Below are 15,588 nucleotides of genomic sequence, written 5' to 3' on the forward strand. Positions count from 1 at the left end.
TAATAATGCTTATTAGGTATTGAAACTTTCTCTACTCTATTAGAGAGAAGATCTGCTATCGCTTTCCTGCCATCGCATCCAAGCTGATGTGCAAGCCCTATTAGGGATAATACTTCTAACAGATCCACACCTCACCCCCTTGACCTTTGAACCGATGAGCGAGAGTATCCAACAACAAAGCCGATTGACCGATCGCTATAGAATAGGGAGACACGGGAGAATGAATACTACTCTCGTCACTAATCGGATAAATACCGAAGTGCATCGGTAATTGTAAGCGTTGGCGAACTGCAGCGACAGGATAGGCAAAAACGAAGCTAACCAGAGCCTGATCCCGTAACTCCCGACTAATTCGATCGAGCCAAGGATTATCTGGTTGCCAAACACCGATTCCCGTCAAAACCTGCACTTTCCACGCGGAGGCGATCTCGCCTAAATCGCCGTCGTAGGTAAAGCGCCAGTTTAACCGTTCCTCTCGATATCCCTTTAAATTCAGAAACGCGAGACAATAATCGAAACGTCTGCGCGCGATCGGTGTTTTCGTGGCCTCGATCTGGCGCTTAAACTCGCCTTTTCTCCACACCTCCACCTCTAGATTACCGAGAATACTGGGTAAATCGTAGGTTTTAAAGCGATCGCATTCCTCCAGTTCCGTCGAATCGTATAACCCGCATAGTAACGGACTTGACCCGCGAAAACTAGACGCATCCTCGAAAATCGGATTACCGCTTTTCCCCGATAACTCCTTCCATTCGTCGGCCCATCCTTTCACCCGACTGGCGACCCGTTTTAAACTGGTATCGAAAACCTCCTCGCATTCCTGTTGAAACTTCTGGCGACTTTCCCCGTATTGGGATTTGATCTTCGGACTCCCTAAATTCCACCAGAGTTGAAATGATTGTACCGCTCCCCAACGTTGGTAATAACCCTCGAAATTATTGATATGACGGTAGTTACTCTTGATGGCCTCCTGTAGCTGAATTCGGTCATACCGTTCCCCGACTTGTAACGGTGGGTCTTTCTTCTCGAATAACCGTTCTAGCAAAAATTTCGGAACCAGAGCGATCGCTGTGAAGTTAGTAAATTTTACCGCCGTTCCCTTTCGATCGTAGCCGCTGTGACGGCCTAAACGGCCGAAACGTTGAATAAAATTTCCCGCATCCGACGACTCGAAAATGAGAAAATTAATCTTGAAGTCCACCCCCACATCGATGGTACTCGTTCCGATCACCAGATCACGATTTAACGATGCCAACTTCTCCCGCGTTCCCGAAAGACCCGTATTTTCCCCCACTGTTAAACCGATAGTCGCCAATAATTCTCGGAAAATCGGCAGCAGACGTTTAACCGAAGCGATCGAATTGAGAATAATCGCGCCCTTGCTGCCGGGGTATCGCTTAAAATAGTCTAAAATTCGCTCTTTATTTTCCTTCAACCAATTTTCCGAAGTTTGAAAACTCGACGGTAAAGGAATAAAAGATAGCTCGATTTCCGAGGTTACTTGTCGCCATCCCTGTTGAGCGAGGGAATTGGCCTCTTCTGGGGTATCGGGAAACTGGTATTTTCCTTCTCTTACTGGGTCGATCGATCGATAGCGAAACCCCGCTTTATCCAATCGTTTTAGTAAACCCTCGTCGGGAGTTGCGGACAAAAACAGGTATCGTTTCCCACGATTGGCCCGTCGGATTAGAAGCATGGTATTGATAATACTGGCGACCTGTGGCGTGCCGAAAACGTGAAATTCATCGAATAGGAAGAGATCGAAATGTTTATCGATCCGGTTCCATAGCTGATCGGGGTTATCGTAGGGGGTTAAATAGGCCCCCCGATGCAGATAATGGCAAATATCGGGGTTAGTTAAGAGAATTTCCGACTGTTTCGATCGAGTCTCTAGAGCGATCGCTTTCGTTTTCCCATCCCGTTCGGCGTACAATTCCAACTCGGGCCCGGTTAAAAGATTGACCCTGGGTTGATCCGTTGGTTGAAATCGTTGAATATATGCCTCAATCTGACCCCGCTGATCCCGCGCTAGTTCGTTGGTTGGGTAGAGTCCCATAATCGGGAAATATCCTTGTAAAGTTCGCAGGTAGGCCGCCAGACTTTTCCCGTCCCCCGTCATGGCCGTATTGAAAATCACATCGATCTCGGGATCGTTGAGTGCTTTCCACGTCTCCACCTGATGCCACGATAACCGCCATCCTTGCGGAACCTTGATCCCCTCCGGAATCTCGTCTGCGGGACAGGAATAGACTGGCCTGAGCGTTACTTGATAATTTACCATGAATTTCTGTCCGTAACTCCTTGCTATCTTCCATAATAACCACGATAATAGGGATGGACAAGTACCTTAACAGAAAAAGTGTCCGTATATTTATAAACTATGAGCCGGATAGGACAATCGATCACTTTATCGGTCAGTGAAAAAGAAAAACAGGCCCTAGAAATCCTTGCCAGTGAATTCGGGCTATTTTGGGGAGATAAACCGAATATATCGAAGTTAATCAAAGAAATTGCCCGTAATAAGCTTAAAATCGCTCTTAATCACGACTGGAAGCCCGAGCGCTTGCAGATGCTCCAACAGGCGATCGATTCTCTCATCGATGCTGGACAAATCCCCATCGCCCTAGAACTAACTAAACTACTATTAGAACGGAGCGAACTGTCGGGACCCTTACGGAAAGAGCTAGAAGGCCGCCTCGACAATCCTCCCCCACCATGGCGGTTAGAACTCGATCGCTGCATTCTCCGACAACAACCGTTTCAGTTATCCTATCAGGATGCCGGCGATCGAATCTGGGAATTCCATCTTTACCATGCCGCTATCAATCGTCACGAGGATCGCTTATATCTCGATTGTTGGTGCGAGGAAACCGAGGGAAATCAAGATATTTCCGAACTACAGCATAATTGGAGTTTAAGGATCGATCGAATCCCCAACGATTCCTTAATTACCCCGATCCCTAGGGGCAAATGGCGCAATCAGCTTGATAGTCTGTCGGCCGAGTTTCACCTGTTCGATGGATTAGCTCGATCCTACCGGACTAAAACCGCTATCGATATCGCCAACGAATTGATCTCGAACGATCCCCCTGTCCGGCAGATTACCCGACAGGTAACGAGTAGCTTCTGGTTTTTCCGCGAGATTCTCCCCTACGGGGAAGATTGCCTGCTGATCTCCCCGGAAAAAGTCCGCAAGCGTTTCTATGACAAGTTGCAGCGGCTTTATCGGCGCTACGAGTCCTGAAAAGATTTTCGTCGCTGCTCAATCAAGGCATGAAAACTCACATCTGATAACTGATCACTGACTGCCGATTACTGATTTGACATTTGGGCGGTGATTACGGTGAGATCGATCGCCCTTTCACCCCTTCTGATTCTTAGGGGTAAAGATTGACCGATCCCGGTTTTTTCCACCATTTCCTGTAACTCACCGCCATCGCTAACCGGTTGATTATTAGCTTTAACAATCACATCCCCGCGACGGATCCCAGCTTTTTCGGCGGGGGTATTGGGTAGGACTTTCACCACCAAAATTCCCGACACTTCCGGCACGATCAGGGGAGAATTGGGGTTTTGATTATTCGCCCGGGCTAAATCGGGAGTTAGATTAACCATCTGCACACCGATATAGGGATGGGCCACCTTTTGACCTGATTCTAGGGTCGCTTGTAACTGCTTGGCCCGGTCGATGGGAATGGCAAAACCGATGCCCATGGCATCAGCACGAATCGCCGTATTGATGCCGATGACTTCCCCTTGGGCGTTGAGTAAAGGACCGCCGGAATTACCCGGGTTAATAGCGGCATCGGTTTGGATAAAATCAATGCGTTTATCGGGAATACCGGCCTTAGCCGCCGAGCGCCCGATCGTGCTAATAATTCCTAAAGTTACCGTATTATCTAGACCGACGGGATTGCCTACTGCGATCGCCCAGTCCCCCACTTGTATGGATGCGGAATTGCCGAGGACGGCTACAGGTAAATTTTCCCCTTGGGGATTAATTTTCACCACGGCTAAATCAGTGATCTCATCAGTACCGCGTACTTCCCCCTTGAAGCTACGACCATCTTTTAAAGTTACCGTTACCTTATCGGCATTATCGACCACATGGGCATTAGTTAAGATTAAACCACTGCCATCGATAATAAAACCCGATCCCTGGCCAGCCACTCGCTGTTGGGTGGGAAGACGAAACTGTTCCCCAAAAAACTCCTGAAAAAAAGGATCATCAAAAAAGGGGCTATTGGGACGAGTAATGATCGCTTCGGTGTCAATTCGCACCACCGCCGCACCCGTGCGCGCCACTGCTTTAGCGACAAAACTTTCCGCCGTCATCTCCGGGGGGATTCTGGGCAGATCGGCGGCAGCAGTGGGCAGATTTTGAGCATTTACCGCCGCTAAACTGCTAAAACCGAGCATAACTCCCAGAAAAGTTGCCAAAGCATGGGTAATAGTTCGCCGTAACCCTGTAGGAAGTTTCATACTTTGATCTCTGAATTCTGATGTTTTGACTGTTTCTGTCTATCGGTTCACAGACCGACTATTAAAAATCTAACAAATCGATCGCTCCGATTAAACTAAGACGCATCTTAACCGCCTATCCTTAGATTAGCTGACCCCCCCTTGCCACCCCTTGCCCCCCCGATGTCGGGTAGAGTTGGGGGGTCTTGTCTCTTGTCTCTTGTCTCGTCTCGTCTCAACAAGCAATTTAAAGGCGCGGGCAGCTTAAACCAATGAGTTGACACCAAGTCCGCCAGCAGACCCTAACTAATCTCTGATCACTAGGGGCGATTGCAGGGTAATATTTAAATCTCGATCGGGGTTAACAGAGTATAACTGCACGGAACTACCACCGACAATTCCCGCCGTCGGTAAACCCCATCCTGCAAGAGTTCCCACGGCTGCCCCCGCTAAGACATCGAGAACTTCGATCTTGCGATCGCCCGTGAGAGCAGCGATCGCTGTGGCTGCCCCCGCACCGGCGACGGTTCCCGCTAAGATATCTTGAGTTTTTGCCCCTTTACGCACGGTTTCAGTGGTAGTAATTAATCGCGAAGTGGCATTGAGGGGAATAGTGCGATTGCCCCCATCAAGGCGAATTTCATCGGCAATAAACCGCACACCTCGGCCCGCGGCTTCTAAAGTACCCTTGACTTCACTTCCTGCCGCAATCACCACAATCCCATTCCGGTTACGAATATCTCTGGCTACGGTTAAAGTCAGAGGAATAACATCACTTTTAGAAACTAAAATTTTATCGGCTTTCTGGTAATTCAAAGGGATAACTGTTCCGGCTGGAATCGAGATTTGTTGAGCGATGAGACTTGGCCGATTAATATTACTTTGAGCGAGGACGGGAAAAGTACCGGACATGGAACCCATGAGCAGGGTAATCAGTAAGGCTGTGCTGGCTCTAGTAACAGAATTGATAGACATAGCGGTTATCCTCTCAAAAAACAACAGTGAACTTTCTCTGTTTCTAGATTATTTTTTTCTGTCTGTCATGTCAGTCCCCTCAACAGGGAATTTTTTCCCTCTCTATAGGGAAAAAAGTAGAATGGCAGAATTTCCCCATTTTGTCCATCGACCGCAAAAGAGAGCCGAAAAGCCTAGAATAGTAAAAAACCCTAGATTGCCATCGTCTATGGAACTCGCTGCCGGAAAAATCCTTAGTCATCGCTACCAAATTATCCGTCAATTGGGAAAAGGGGGATTCGGACAGACTTTCTTGGCCTGCGATCGCCAGTTACCCAATCAAAATCGTTGTGTGATCAAACAATTTCAACCCCAGTGCCAGGATACCGAAACTGTAGCCATCGCTAGACGACTCTTTGAAAACGAGGCGAAAATCCTGCAAGAATTGGGCATTCATCGCCATATTCCCCGTTTATTTGCTTATTTTGAGGAAAATGGGCAATTTTTCCTCGTGCAAGAATACATTGAAGGGGAAGATTTAGCCACAGAAATTACTGCCGGTGTCTATAGGCAAGATGAAGAGAAAGTGGTGGCTTTATTAACAGAAATTCTCTCGATTCTCGAATTTGTCCATCACAAACAGGTGATCCATCGCGATGTTAATCCCTTCAATCTTATTCGTCGCAGCCAAGATCATCAATTGGTTTTAATTGATTTTGGTGCTGTCAAACAAATTAGCACTCAAGTGGTTAAAGAAGGTAAAACCGTTTCTACCATCGCTATTGGTACCCCTGGTTATTTCCCCAGTGAACAGGCCCAAGGTTATCCGCGTTTTAGTAGCGATATCTATGCCACTGGTATTATTGGATTACAAGCTTTAACCGGTAAAGAGCCCGAAGATATTCCACTGGATGCTCGCACGGGGGAAATTCTCTGGCAACATTTGGCCATGACTAGCGCCGAGTTTAGTTATGTTATCGAGCGCATGATCCGCTATGATTTTCGTCAGCGTTATACCAGCGCCAGTGAAGCATTAATCGATCTGAGAAAATTAGGGAAAATTCATCATCTCGCTCCGAAAACTACCCAGGTGGTGAAATCTCAAGATCAAGTTGCTCGTCAAGGGAAATCTTGGTTAAAAAAAATCTTATCTGTCTGTGGGACAATTGGCTTAATAGCAGGTTCTTATCTGGGTTTTGACTATTGGAAAAATTCTCGTAATTCTCTTCGTTACTATCAACAAGGTCAGACTTTTTATCAACTCAAACGCTATACCGATGCCCTCAATTACTATGATCAAGCCTTAAAAATTAATCCCGATTATCTTGAGGCATTCCAAGGAAAAGCTGATGCTTTATTAGCTTTACAAAGATACTCGGAAGCTTTAATTATCTACGAAAAAGCTATTCAAATTAACCCAGATTCCGCTTGGCCAGCTTGGCTCGGTCGCGGGCAAGCTTTAGATAAGTTAGGCAAAAATCAAGAGGCTTTGGAAAGTTTTGAGCGGGTCTTATCTCTTAATCCTGCCGCTAGTCAAGCTTGGCAAGGTAAGGCCGATATCTATCTAGAACTGCAACAATATTCCGCCGCCCAAAAAGCTCTTGACAAATTGTTAACTTTTCAGCAAAATGATGCCAAAACCTGGTATAAAAAAGGCTGGTCATTACAAAATCTTGAGGATTATGAAGGGGCAGTTAAAGCCTACGATCAGGCTCTAGCGATCGAATCGGATAATGCCTTAATTTGGTATCAAAAAGGTAATAGTTTGTATCAATTAAATAAAATTAATGAGGCTTTAGAAAGTTATAGCAAAGCTGGACAATTTAATCCCCAATTTTCCCAAGCTCACTATAGTCAAGGGATTATTCTGCAAAAATTAGGCCGCAAACCAGAAGCTTTGGAGGCATTTACTCAAGCAACTAAAGCCAATTCTAATTATTATCAAGCCTGGTTACATCAAGGGGCATTACTTCATCAAATGGAAAGATTTCAAGAAGCGATCGCATCCTACGAAAAAGCTCGCCGCATTTCTTCCCAAAAAGCCGAAGTTTTTATCGGTATCGGTAACGCTTGGTATCGTTTAGGCGACAATTACCAAGCTATAAATGCCTATCAACAGGCGATTCAAAGACAAAAAGATAACCCCGAAACCTGGAAAAGTTTAGGCAATAGTTGGTTTAAACTCGGTCAATACGAGCGAGCGATTCAAGCTTATCAAGAATCCCTTCGTTATCGTTCCAATGACCGAGAAGTGCAGGCACAAAAACAACTGGCAGAAACTCGCTGGCAAGAACTTCAGCAATCTTCCCAAAACCAAACCCCCAAAGTCGATAGTGAGGAACAGGTTCCCTAACTTCCGCTCTTTTTCGGCAGCTTTATCGCTTTTTACCGGTATTTCTCGGCAATAATTCCCGTCCTTGATAAAACTGTTTTTTCAGTTCTCCCAAGCGCCAATAAACTGCCACCATAATTGCAGTTAATACTGTCAGCACTGTCACGGGAACAAGGGCCGATTGAGCGAAAATTAGAGCTAAAACTGGTAAAGATAGACCAAGAACAATAGCGATCGCTAATGTTAACCCCTGGAGACGATTAATATTTTTTAAAGCCCCTTGACAAACAGCACAATTTTTGGTATGGGAGTGATAGCGTTCGAGGAGAATCTCTTTTGATTGTAGGGGGGGAAAAGGTTGACCGGCGAAAGGATCAGCTTGGTATTGATTAACCCAATTGCGATACTCAAACACCAATAAATCCGCTTTGGTAGGGAGATAACAAGCTTGACTAAAATTCTGACTACCTCCCTGAGCTTGCAGATAACGCTCTTGATAGTAGAGAAAAATCTGATCATCTTCGAGAATAGCGTTTTGATTGATGTGGGAATACCAAGTGGGGGTAAGCTTAATGAAGAATTTCGGCAGTTTAGAGTTAAATTTAAAGGGAAAACGAGCAAAGAGACGACATTCTCCCTGACGGATGGGAGTTGCATAGACTACGGTTAAAGTCCGTCCGAACTTTTCCGAGGTGAGATCGTGGTAAATTAATCCGGGGGCGATAAAATTGCTGTATTGCTGACCTAATTGACCTTTACGCGGTCCTTCGGGCCAAATTCCCTTAAATCCCTGACGATTGGACTCGATAATTTCTAATTCCATAGGAGCGGCATTGGCCCGATTACCGATGGTGAGATGATGGGTATAGGGAACATGACTAGAATCGATAATATTTTCGATTAAAGTGACGGCCGAGTAGGGTAGATCTCGAAAGGTATCCAAACAAATCCAAGCATCACCATCCTCCTCCATGGGTTCAATAATTGGAATCGCAGTCAGGGGAGCATTTTCGGGATTACCCGCATAAACGAATAATAATCCCTGACGGATAGCCGTGGGAAAAGACCGCACACAAGCGCGTCGAGAGGTGTTAGCTTGACTGTTTTCCGGTTGTTGGGGAATAAATTCACAGTTTCCTCCTCCGGAAAAAGACCAACCGTGATAGGGACATTCTAGATGTCCGCTTTCGTTAAGACGACCTTCTGAGAGAGGAGCGAGACGATGGGGACATTTATCCTCGAAAACTCGCCATTCTTGCTGATTTTTGTCCCACCAAATCACTAAATCCTCTTCTAGTAGGGTAAAGCGTTGGGGCTGCTTTTTGTCTAAATCTTTGACGTAGTAGATAGGATACCAAACTTGACGACAATCAAAGCGATCGATATCTGTTCCCCCGATGGGATAGGTAGCAGTGCTGCTCAGCATAAATTTTAAAATAAGTTAACATTTCTCCTCCAAAATCTAACAAATTTAATCGACAAAAGGGGACAGATGCCGGTATCTGCTGGGGAAACAAACACTGGCACTATATTTTGGGGTGATAATAAAGGGTAGTCTCCCATGGATAAAGCGAGAATGGGAGGAGGATCAAGATAAAACTAAGGGGAGTTTACCAGGATGTCAGGAGAAACCGTCACTTATTCCCTAGAAACTATTCTGACCAGGATCGAGGGAAAAATAGACAATCTACAAAGGGACGTTAATCAAAAATTTGACAAGATTGATGAGCGCTTTGACAGAATCGATGAAAGATTAAATAAAGTAGAGATAGGATTAGCTACTTTAACCGAGAAAGTCGTAGGGATGGATAAACGACTCGAAAAGGTGGAAAATGAACAAGTTAAATCGATAGGATTGGTTGCTTTAACCGAGAAAGTCGGAGGGATGGATAAACGACTCGAAAAGGTGGAAAGTGAACAGGCTACCATGATTAAAGCTATTTCCGACCTCCAGGGATTCCGAGGTCTCATTCTGCCGATCATTGTCGGTGCGCTCAGTGCTACTATTGGTGCAGTGATTACCGTAGCGGCAAAAATTTTGTTGATCGGCAATAGTCCCTGATCGAGATAAGATTAATTCTCGTGGTGATAGGGAGGACATTTGTGAATAAACTAAGCATTCTGGTTCTACACGGGCCGAATTTAAACCTATTGGGAAAAAGAGAGCCGAATCTCTACGGTAACGTCAATTTAGAGACGATTAACCAGTTTTTAAGCGAAGAAGCTACCCGTTTAGGGGTGAATTTAACCGCACACCAGTCCAATCAGGAAGGGCAATTAGTGGACTGGATTCAGCAAGCATGGGGTCAGCAGCACGGTATTTTGATTAATGCGGGAGCTTATACTCACACCAGTATCGCCATCCGCGACGCACTATTAGGCACAAAAATGGCCTGTGTGGAAGTACACTTAAGCAATATTTACAAACGCGAGTCTTTTCGTCATCATTCCTACATTGCCGATATAGCCATCGGACAGATTAGCGGTTTTGGGGCCGAAAGTTATCGCCTAGGATTATGGGCATTAGTCGATTATTTGCAAAAGAATAGAGAAGGCTAATTAGGCAAGGGATTCTCCCACTTCTAAGAGGGGACAAAAGGGAAAATAGGGGGAAACCGTCCAACGATAGAATTTTTTGCTGCTGGTGGACTGAAGATTAAAACGCAGGGAAACAAAGGGGAAAAAGGGAGATACGGAACAATTCCAACTGAAAGCCGGCTTAGAAATGCTATGATCGCCCTGCAAAGACCAAGCCGGGTATTGAAAAACCTCCTGGACGAGGGATTTTCCTTCATCGCTAACTTGGGCGCAGCTGCGACTAATGCCCGAAACCAAACAGAGACTATTACTGACACAATTATCATTAGAAGCCACGAGCAGGAGATTTTCCCCGGTGGTGGTTAGTTCAAAAGCGATAAAATCTCCAGCTTGCCAACGACTAAGGACTTGTCCCTGGGCATTCTGGTAGATAGCGCTGCAGTTTTCGGGATCGAGAAGACGATTACTATCGGGATCTAAGTAACCGCAAACCTTTCCCATCAGACGAGTTCCATCCTGAAACCCATACACCCAATCAAAGGTATCGATGTTAGCAGCCCCTTGATTGCTTTTGTTGACCAATAGTAATCGATCGCTGACCACGGTTATTAATTCTCTATAAAACTAAGCTCCTTTTAATAACAAAGGTATCACTAAATACAAATTCCCCAAGGAAAAGATTTATTAATCTTAACTTGTCGGCCCCAGGGGAGAGTGAACTGGTCAGCTTAAATCAAGGCCAAAACCTGCTATCTTATGGGGAGACAAAAATTATCTAGATCTTGTTTTAGCGAGTGGTAGTAAGGGCATGGCGTACAAGCGGGTATTATTAAAACTGAGTGGGGAGGCCCTAATGGGCAATCTCGGCTATGGGATCGACCCGATGGTGGTTTCCGCTATCGCTCAGGAAATCTCCGAAGTGGTTGACCAAGGCATCCAATTGGCGATCGTGGTCGGTGGGGGCAATATTTTTCGCGGGGTGAAAGCCGCCTCGGCCGGCATGGATCGGGCCACGGCCGATTATATTGGTATGATAGCAACAGTCATGAACGCTATGACCTTGCAGGATGCCCTAGAACGAGCGCAAGTACCGACTAGGGTATTAACGGCGATTGCCATGCAGGAATTAGCTGAACCCTACATCCGCCGGCGAGCAATCCGTCATCTGGAAAAAGGTCGGGTGGTGGTTTTCGGTGCGGGATCGGGTAATCCTTTCTTTACCACCGATACCACTGCGGCCCTGCGCGCTGCCGAAATCGATGCGGAAGTGGTGTTTAAAGCGACGAAAGTGGATGGAGTTTATGATTCCGATCCCTCCCATAACCCTAACGCGCGACGCTTTCAAAGTCTCACCTACGGTCATGTGCTGACTCATGATCTGCGGGTGATGGACGGAACTGCGATCGCTCTGTGCAAGGAAAATAATATCCCGATAGTCGTTTTCGATCTGTCGGTGACAGGTAATATTGTTCGCGCTGTCAAAGGTGAACCCGTTGGAACATTGGTAGGAGGATTCTGTGAAGTTAGCTGAAGTTCAAGACCAGATGCAGAAAACCGTCGAATCAACCCAGAGAGCTTTTAATACGATTCGTACCGGCCGGGCAAATGCTTCTCTTTTAGATCGGATCGTGGTGGAGTATTATGGCATGGAAACTCCCCTCAAGTCCCTGGCGACCATTAGCACTCCCGACGCGACCACGATCGCCATTCAACCCTTCGATCGTACCAGTATGGGGGCGATCGAAAAGGCGATTTCTCTCTCGGACGTGGGTTTAACCCCCAGTAATGACGGTCAGATCATTCGTTTGAATATCCCTCCCCTCACTAGCGATCGCCGCAAGGAATTGGTCAAATTAGCGGCGAAATTGGCCGAAGAAGGAAAGGTGGCTATCCGCAATATTCGCCGGGATGCGATCGATGCTATCCGTAAACAGGAGAAAAGTCACGAAATTTCTGAGGATGAATCCAGGGATTTACAGGATCAAGTGCAGAAATCCACCGATAAATTTATCGCCAAAATCGAGGATTTGTTAACGACAAAAGAAAAAGATATCATGACCGTTTAAGTTTTTTTCTCCTCATGGATAGAACAGGCTTTTTGTCTGTTCTATTTAGGGGGTGCTGAATAAATCTAAAAACCTTGTTGGATAATATTTTTAGACTTTTTTTCCCTCAAAAAGCGCCGACCCTTGGAGTGATTGGGGGGGAAATTTAGGGACTTTTTCGGCTCTTCGTTACTCTTTATGCTAAATCAACAGACAAGATGCCAAGATAACATACTTCTAACCCAAAAATTCCGAAAGTTTCTCAAGCCATAGCCTCTCCGTTTTATTAGTTTAAGTTTATTATTGATTCCCTCGACCACCCCATTCGTTGTCCTTTGCTCGAAATAACTAATGATTTCTCCAAACCAGTTTCGGGATGTTGTTTCTACTTTCTATGAAACCCCTTTTCTCTCTACTTTTCAAGCTTTTTGTCCCGTACTTAGAATAACTATAGCGTTTCCTAAGCTAGTGAGGTACACCTATTTTTCTTCCCTTTTGCCTTTTGCCTCTTGCATGAGTGCCTAAAACCCATAACTTTTGTACCTCAGCAGACTGAAAAACGCTATATATGATTGCTGTGCTGAGAGCCTTTTGTCAAGCCTAATTGAGATGCTCTTACCCTGGGTTTAATAACCAGGAAAAATCTATCATTGACCTTTTTCTCTATCTTTCTACCTGTCTATCCACTAGGATAATGACCTTGCAATCAAAACTTCATGTCTGCGTCACAGTAAGTTCATATCCCCTGCCTAAATTAGAGATAGTCAGTCCTCAGCCGTTTTCCGAAACACTCCTCTCACACCCACGATTATTAGGACTGACTTTTATTCCCTTCTCAAAATGGTTAAACAGTAAAAACTATGACTCACAATATTTTTAACGATAATATTTCCCCGAGCAACGAAGGCAATCCCAAACGCTCCAAATCTTCTGCGATGAAAAAACTTTTTGCCTATTCCTCTTTACTGGTTTTGGGTGCTGGGTTAGGTATCGGTGCCACCTATGCCTACAGTCAAAATCCTCTAGAATTAGCCCAAAATATTGCCACCGCTACCAATAATCCTCGCCCCTCCACAGCAGCGGCAGCCGCTCCCTCGTCTTTGGTTATTCCTACCAATTTTGTCGCTTCTGTGGTGCAAGAAGTGGGGCCGGCGGTGGTGAGAATTAATGCTTCTAGGGAAGTCAATGGAGGCGGTGATTTTTCGGAATTTGCTAACGATCCTGTTTTCCGTCGCTTCTTCGGTTCTCAAATACCAGAGCGAGGAGAAAAACAAGTTCAAAGGGGTACAGGTTCCGGGTTTATTATCAGTAATGACGGTAAAATTATCACCAATGCTCACGTTGTCGAGGGAGCAGATAAGGTGACTGTCACCCTCAAAGATGGTCGCACCATTGATGGTAAAGTTTTAGGTAGTGATCCTTTAACTGATGTGGCAGTGGTACAGGTAGAAACGAGCAATTTACCCACGGTTAAATTAGGTAATTCTGATAGTTTACAGGTGGGAGAATGGGCGATCGCTATCGGTAATCCTTTGGGATTAGATAACACTGTCACCACGGGGATTATTAGTGCCAAGGAACGCAATGGCTCCCAAATTGGTGCTAGTGATAAACGGGTGGATTTCCTGCAAACCGATGCGGCAATTAACCCCGGAAATTCCGGCGGACCTTTGTTAAATGCTCGGGGAGAAGTCATCGGAGTTAACACTGCTATCATTCAAAATGCCCAGGGTTTAGGTTTTGCTATTCCGATTAAAACTGCCCAAAAAATCGCTGAACAATTAATCGCCACGGGTAAGGTGGAACATCCCTATCTCGGTGTTCAAATGGTGCAGTTAACTCCAGAGGTAAAAGAACAATTAGCCGATAGTCCCATGGCTGATAATTGGAATGTCCCCGATGATTCTGGTGTCTTGTTAGTGCGAGTGATGAGAGATTCTCCTGCCGCAGAAGCAGGATTGCGATCGGGTGATGTGTTAAAGTCTGTAGGTGGTAAGAATGTCACCGATCCCGATGCGGTTCAGGAAATTGTTGATAACACTCAAATCGGCGATAATTTACCCGTAGAAATTAGCCGGGAAGGACAAAAAATTAATCTGAATATTCAAGTTGGTAGCTTGAATACTGCTAACAGATCCTAGTCTGGAAGATAAGTGGTAAAAGACCTAAACTTTATAGAGAGCTTGTTAGTAAGCTCTCTATATTTCTGGTTTTACTTTTGGCTCTTGAAGCGAATAATTATAGCAGTTATCTTAATGGTGAGATAAGTAGGTAGGTGTTAAAAATTATCAGATACCCCCCTTATCAAGGGAGATCCCCCCGCCTATCGGCACCCCCCTTATCAAGGGGGGCAGGGGGGATCGACACCTCTCTTATCAAGGGGGAATTAAGGGGGGATCGACACCCCCCTTATCAAGGGGGGCAGGGGGGATCGACACCCCCCTTATCAAGGGTAGATCCCCCCGCCTATCGGCACCCCCCTTATCAAGGGGGGCAGGGGGGATCGAACCTAAAATCCATTTTTAATTTAATTATAACCCAGCTACTTAAGTGTTATTTTTCGCTTTTATTGTTTAAAGAGGGATGGCGGTTTCTAGGGAAATTTTCAGATTCCTGTTCTCAGAAATCCTATAGTTAAGTTTTTCAAAACCAATAACTTCGCCTTTTTGATTTTTCATTAAAATAACTTCGTCGCCGGTTTCTTCGCAGAGATATTCTGAAGAGCGATCGCCAAACCACACGGTTAAGGTATTGCCCATCGGATCATAATAAACGTTTACTTCTGCCATAAAATTTCCCCTTCTTTAATTGCATCGGTGGGATAAGTGGTAATTAGGAAGCCATCACCATTGAGTTTTCGGATAATGGCACAGAGCCAACGTTTTGGTCGTTGAAGTTTATAAAAAAGATAAACATTAGGGTCACTGCGGCTACGTCGAATTTCATCAGGTTGGCTAAGGGTTTCTTGGACTAATTTTTCTTGTCCTTTCATTATAGGATGTTTTATCTGGGTGATAATTTCCCAATAGGTAACAGTGACGCAGATCGTACAATTAAGAGGGGTTAAAATCTCAAAAAATGGATCATTTTTGCTCATGTTTTGTCCTCATCAGCAAATTCTTAGTCAAGATGAAAACGGGCATCTTCGGGGGCGATAATCGTGACGGGGGAAATAGTCCCGACGGCCAATTTCGGCTGATTATAGAAACGATAACCGACCACGCTAGTCAGACAACCGACGGTAAACAGGAAGATTAA

The 15,588-nt window shown here is 45.3% G+C and carries 14 protein-coding genes and 1 pseudogene; 7 read left to right on the forward strand and 8 right to left on the reverse strand.

Annotation, left to right across the window (positions count from 1 at the left end; all coding sequences use genetic code 11):
• Nucleotides 1-115 precede the first annotated feature (115 nt).
• Nucleotides 116-2,281, reverse strand: a complete 2,166-nt coding sequence (cas3, locus tag IM509_RS03310; RefSeq protein ID WP_185237893.1) for a type I-D CRISPR-associated helicase Cas3' — start codon at nucleotides 2,279-2,281, stop codon at nucleotides 116-118.
• Nucleotides 2,282-2,380: 99 nt separating this feature from the next.
• On the opposite strand from cas3, the gene IM509_RS03315 reads away from it, so the two are divergent.
• Entirely contained in the window at nucleotides 2,381-3,244 is an 864-nt protein-coding gene (locus IM509_RS03315; RefSeq protein WP_185237894.1) for a WYL domain-containing protein, read from the forward strand.
• A 68-nt stretch (nucleotides 3,245-3,312) separates the two neighbouring features.
• Here IM509_RS03315 and IM509_RS03320 read toward each other — a convergent pair whose 3' ends face one another.
• Together IM509_RS03320 and IM509_RS03325 are read right to left on the reverse strand one after the other, a co-directional pair.
• Nucleotides 3,313-4,482, reverse strand: coding sequence for an HhoA/HhoB/HtrA family serine endopeptidase (locus IM509_RS03320; protein ID WP_185237895.1), 1,170 nt, complete (start codon nucleotides 4,480-4,482; stop codon nucleotides 3,313-3,315).
• Between the two features lie 285 nt (nucleotides 4,483-4,767).
• Nucleotides 4,768-5,436 carry a hypothetical protein gene (locus IM509_RS03325; RefSeq protein WP_185237896.1) on the reverse strand — a complete coding sequence of 223 codons (669 nt, stop codon included), beginning with the start codon at nucleotides 5,434-5,436 and terminating at the stop codon, nucleotides 4,768-4,770.
• A 208-nt stretch (nucleotides 5,437-5,644) separates the two neighbouring features.
• Between IM509_RS03325 and IM509_RS03330 the strand changes: the two genes are divergently transcribed.
• Nucleotides 5,645-7,768: a serine/threonine-protein kinase gene (locus IM509_RS03330; protein WP_185237900.1), complete on the forward strand. Its 2,124-nt coding sequence runs from the start codon at nucleotides 5,645-5,647 to the stop codon at nucleotides 7,766-7,768.
• A gap of 22 nt (nucleotides 7,769-7,790) precedes the next feature.
• On the opposite strand, the gene IM509_RS03335 is transcribed toward IM509_RS03330, so the two are convergent.
• On the reverse strand, nucleotides 7,791-9,173 hold the full coding sequence (locus tag IM509_RS03335) for an aromatic ring-hydroxylating dioxygenase subunit alpha (RefSeq protein WP_185237897.1): 1,383 nt from the start codon (nucleotides 9,171-9,173) through the stop codon (nucleotides 7,791-7,793).
• A 192-nt stretch (nucleotides 9,174-9,365) separates the two neighbouring features.
• Between IM509_RS03335 and IM509_RS03340 the strand changes: the two genes are divergently transcribed.
• Nucleotides 9,366-9,809: a hypothetical protein gene (locus IM509_RS03340; protein WP_052277811.1), complete on the forward strand. Its 444-nt coding sequence runs from the start codon at nucleotides 9,366-9,368 to the stop codon at nucleotides 9,807-9,809.
• 41 nt (nucleotides 9,810-9,850) lie between these two features.
• Nucleotides 9,851-10,306 (forward strand): type II 3-dehydroquinate dehydratase, encoded by a 456-nt coding sequence (gene aroQ / locus IM509_RS03345; RefSeq protein ID WP_002781649.1) that lies wholly within the window; start codon nucleotides 9,851-9,853, stop codon nucleotides 10,304-10,306.
• Here aroQ and IM509_RS03350 read toward each other — a convergent pair whose 3' ends face one another.
• Nucleotides 10,307-10,888 carry a hypothetical protein gene (locus tag IM509_RS03350; RefSeq protein WP_072924231.1) on the reverse strand — a complete coding sequence of 194 codons (582 nt, stop codon included), beginning with the start codon at nucleotides 10,886-10,888 and terminating at the stop codon, nucleotides 10,307-10,309.
• 205 nt (nucleotides 10,889-11,093) lie between these two features.
• On the opposite strand from IM509_RS03350, the gene pyrH reads away from it, so the two are divergent.
• Together pyrH and frr are read left to right on the forward strand one after the other, a co-directional pair.
• On the forward strand, nucleotides 11,094-11,816 hold the full coding sequence (pyrH, locus tag IM509_RS03355; RefSeq protein ID WP_002762234.1) for a UMP kinase: 723 nt from the start codon (nucleotides 11,094-11,096) through the stop codon (nucleotides 11,814-11,816).
• Nucleotides 11,817-11,829: 13 nt separating this feature from the next.
• Nucleotides 11,830-12,351: a ribosome recycling factor gene (frr, locus tag IM509_RS03360; RefSeq protein ID WP_221634908.1), complete on the forward strand. Its 522-nt coding sequence runs from the start codon at nucleotides 11,830-11,832 to the stop codon at nucleotides 12,349-12,351.
• A 185-nt stretch (nucleotides 12,352-12,536) separates the two neighbouring features.
• Here frr and IM509_RS03365 read toward each other — a convergent pair.
• Nucleotides 12,537-12,710: pseudogene (locus IM509_RS03365) on the reverse strand (transposase); the annotation flags it as partial.
• 480 nt (nucleotides 12,711-13,190) lie between these two features.
• Between IM509_RS03365 and IM509_RS03370 the strand changes: the two are divergent.
• Entirely contained in the window at nucleotides 13,191-14,471 is a 1,281-nt protein-coding gene (locus tag IM509_RS03370; RefSeq protein WP_052277808.1) for an HhoA/HhoB/HtrA family serine endopeptidase, read from the forward strand.
• A gap of 432 nt (nucleotides 14,472-14,903) precedes the next feature.
• Here the strand turns inward: IM509_RS03370 and IM509_RS03375 are convergent, their stop codons facing one another.
• Nucleotides 14,904-15,119 (reverse strand): DUF2283 domain-containing protein, encoded by a 216-nt coding sequence (locus IM509_RS03375; RefSeq protein WP_002800147.1) that lies wholly within the window; start codon nucleotides 15,117-15,119, stop codon nucleotides 14,904-14,906.
• Nucleotides 15,107-15,427, reverse strand: a complete 321-nt coding sequence (locus IM509_RS03380) for a hypothetical protein (protein WP_052276006.1) — start codon at nucleotides 15,425-15,427, stop codon at nucleotides 15,107-15,109. The genes IM509_RS03375 and IM509_RS03380 overlap by 13 nt, the downstream gene beginning before the upstream one ends.
• Nucleotides 15,428-15,588 lie beyond the last annotated feature (161 nt).

The organism is Microcystis sp. M31BS1 (assembly GCF_020245285.1).
Taxonomy (GTDB): domain Bacteria; phylum Cyanobacteriota; class Cyanobacteriia; order Cyanobacteriales; family Microcystaceae; genus Microcystis; species Microcystis panniformis.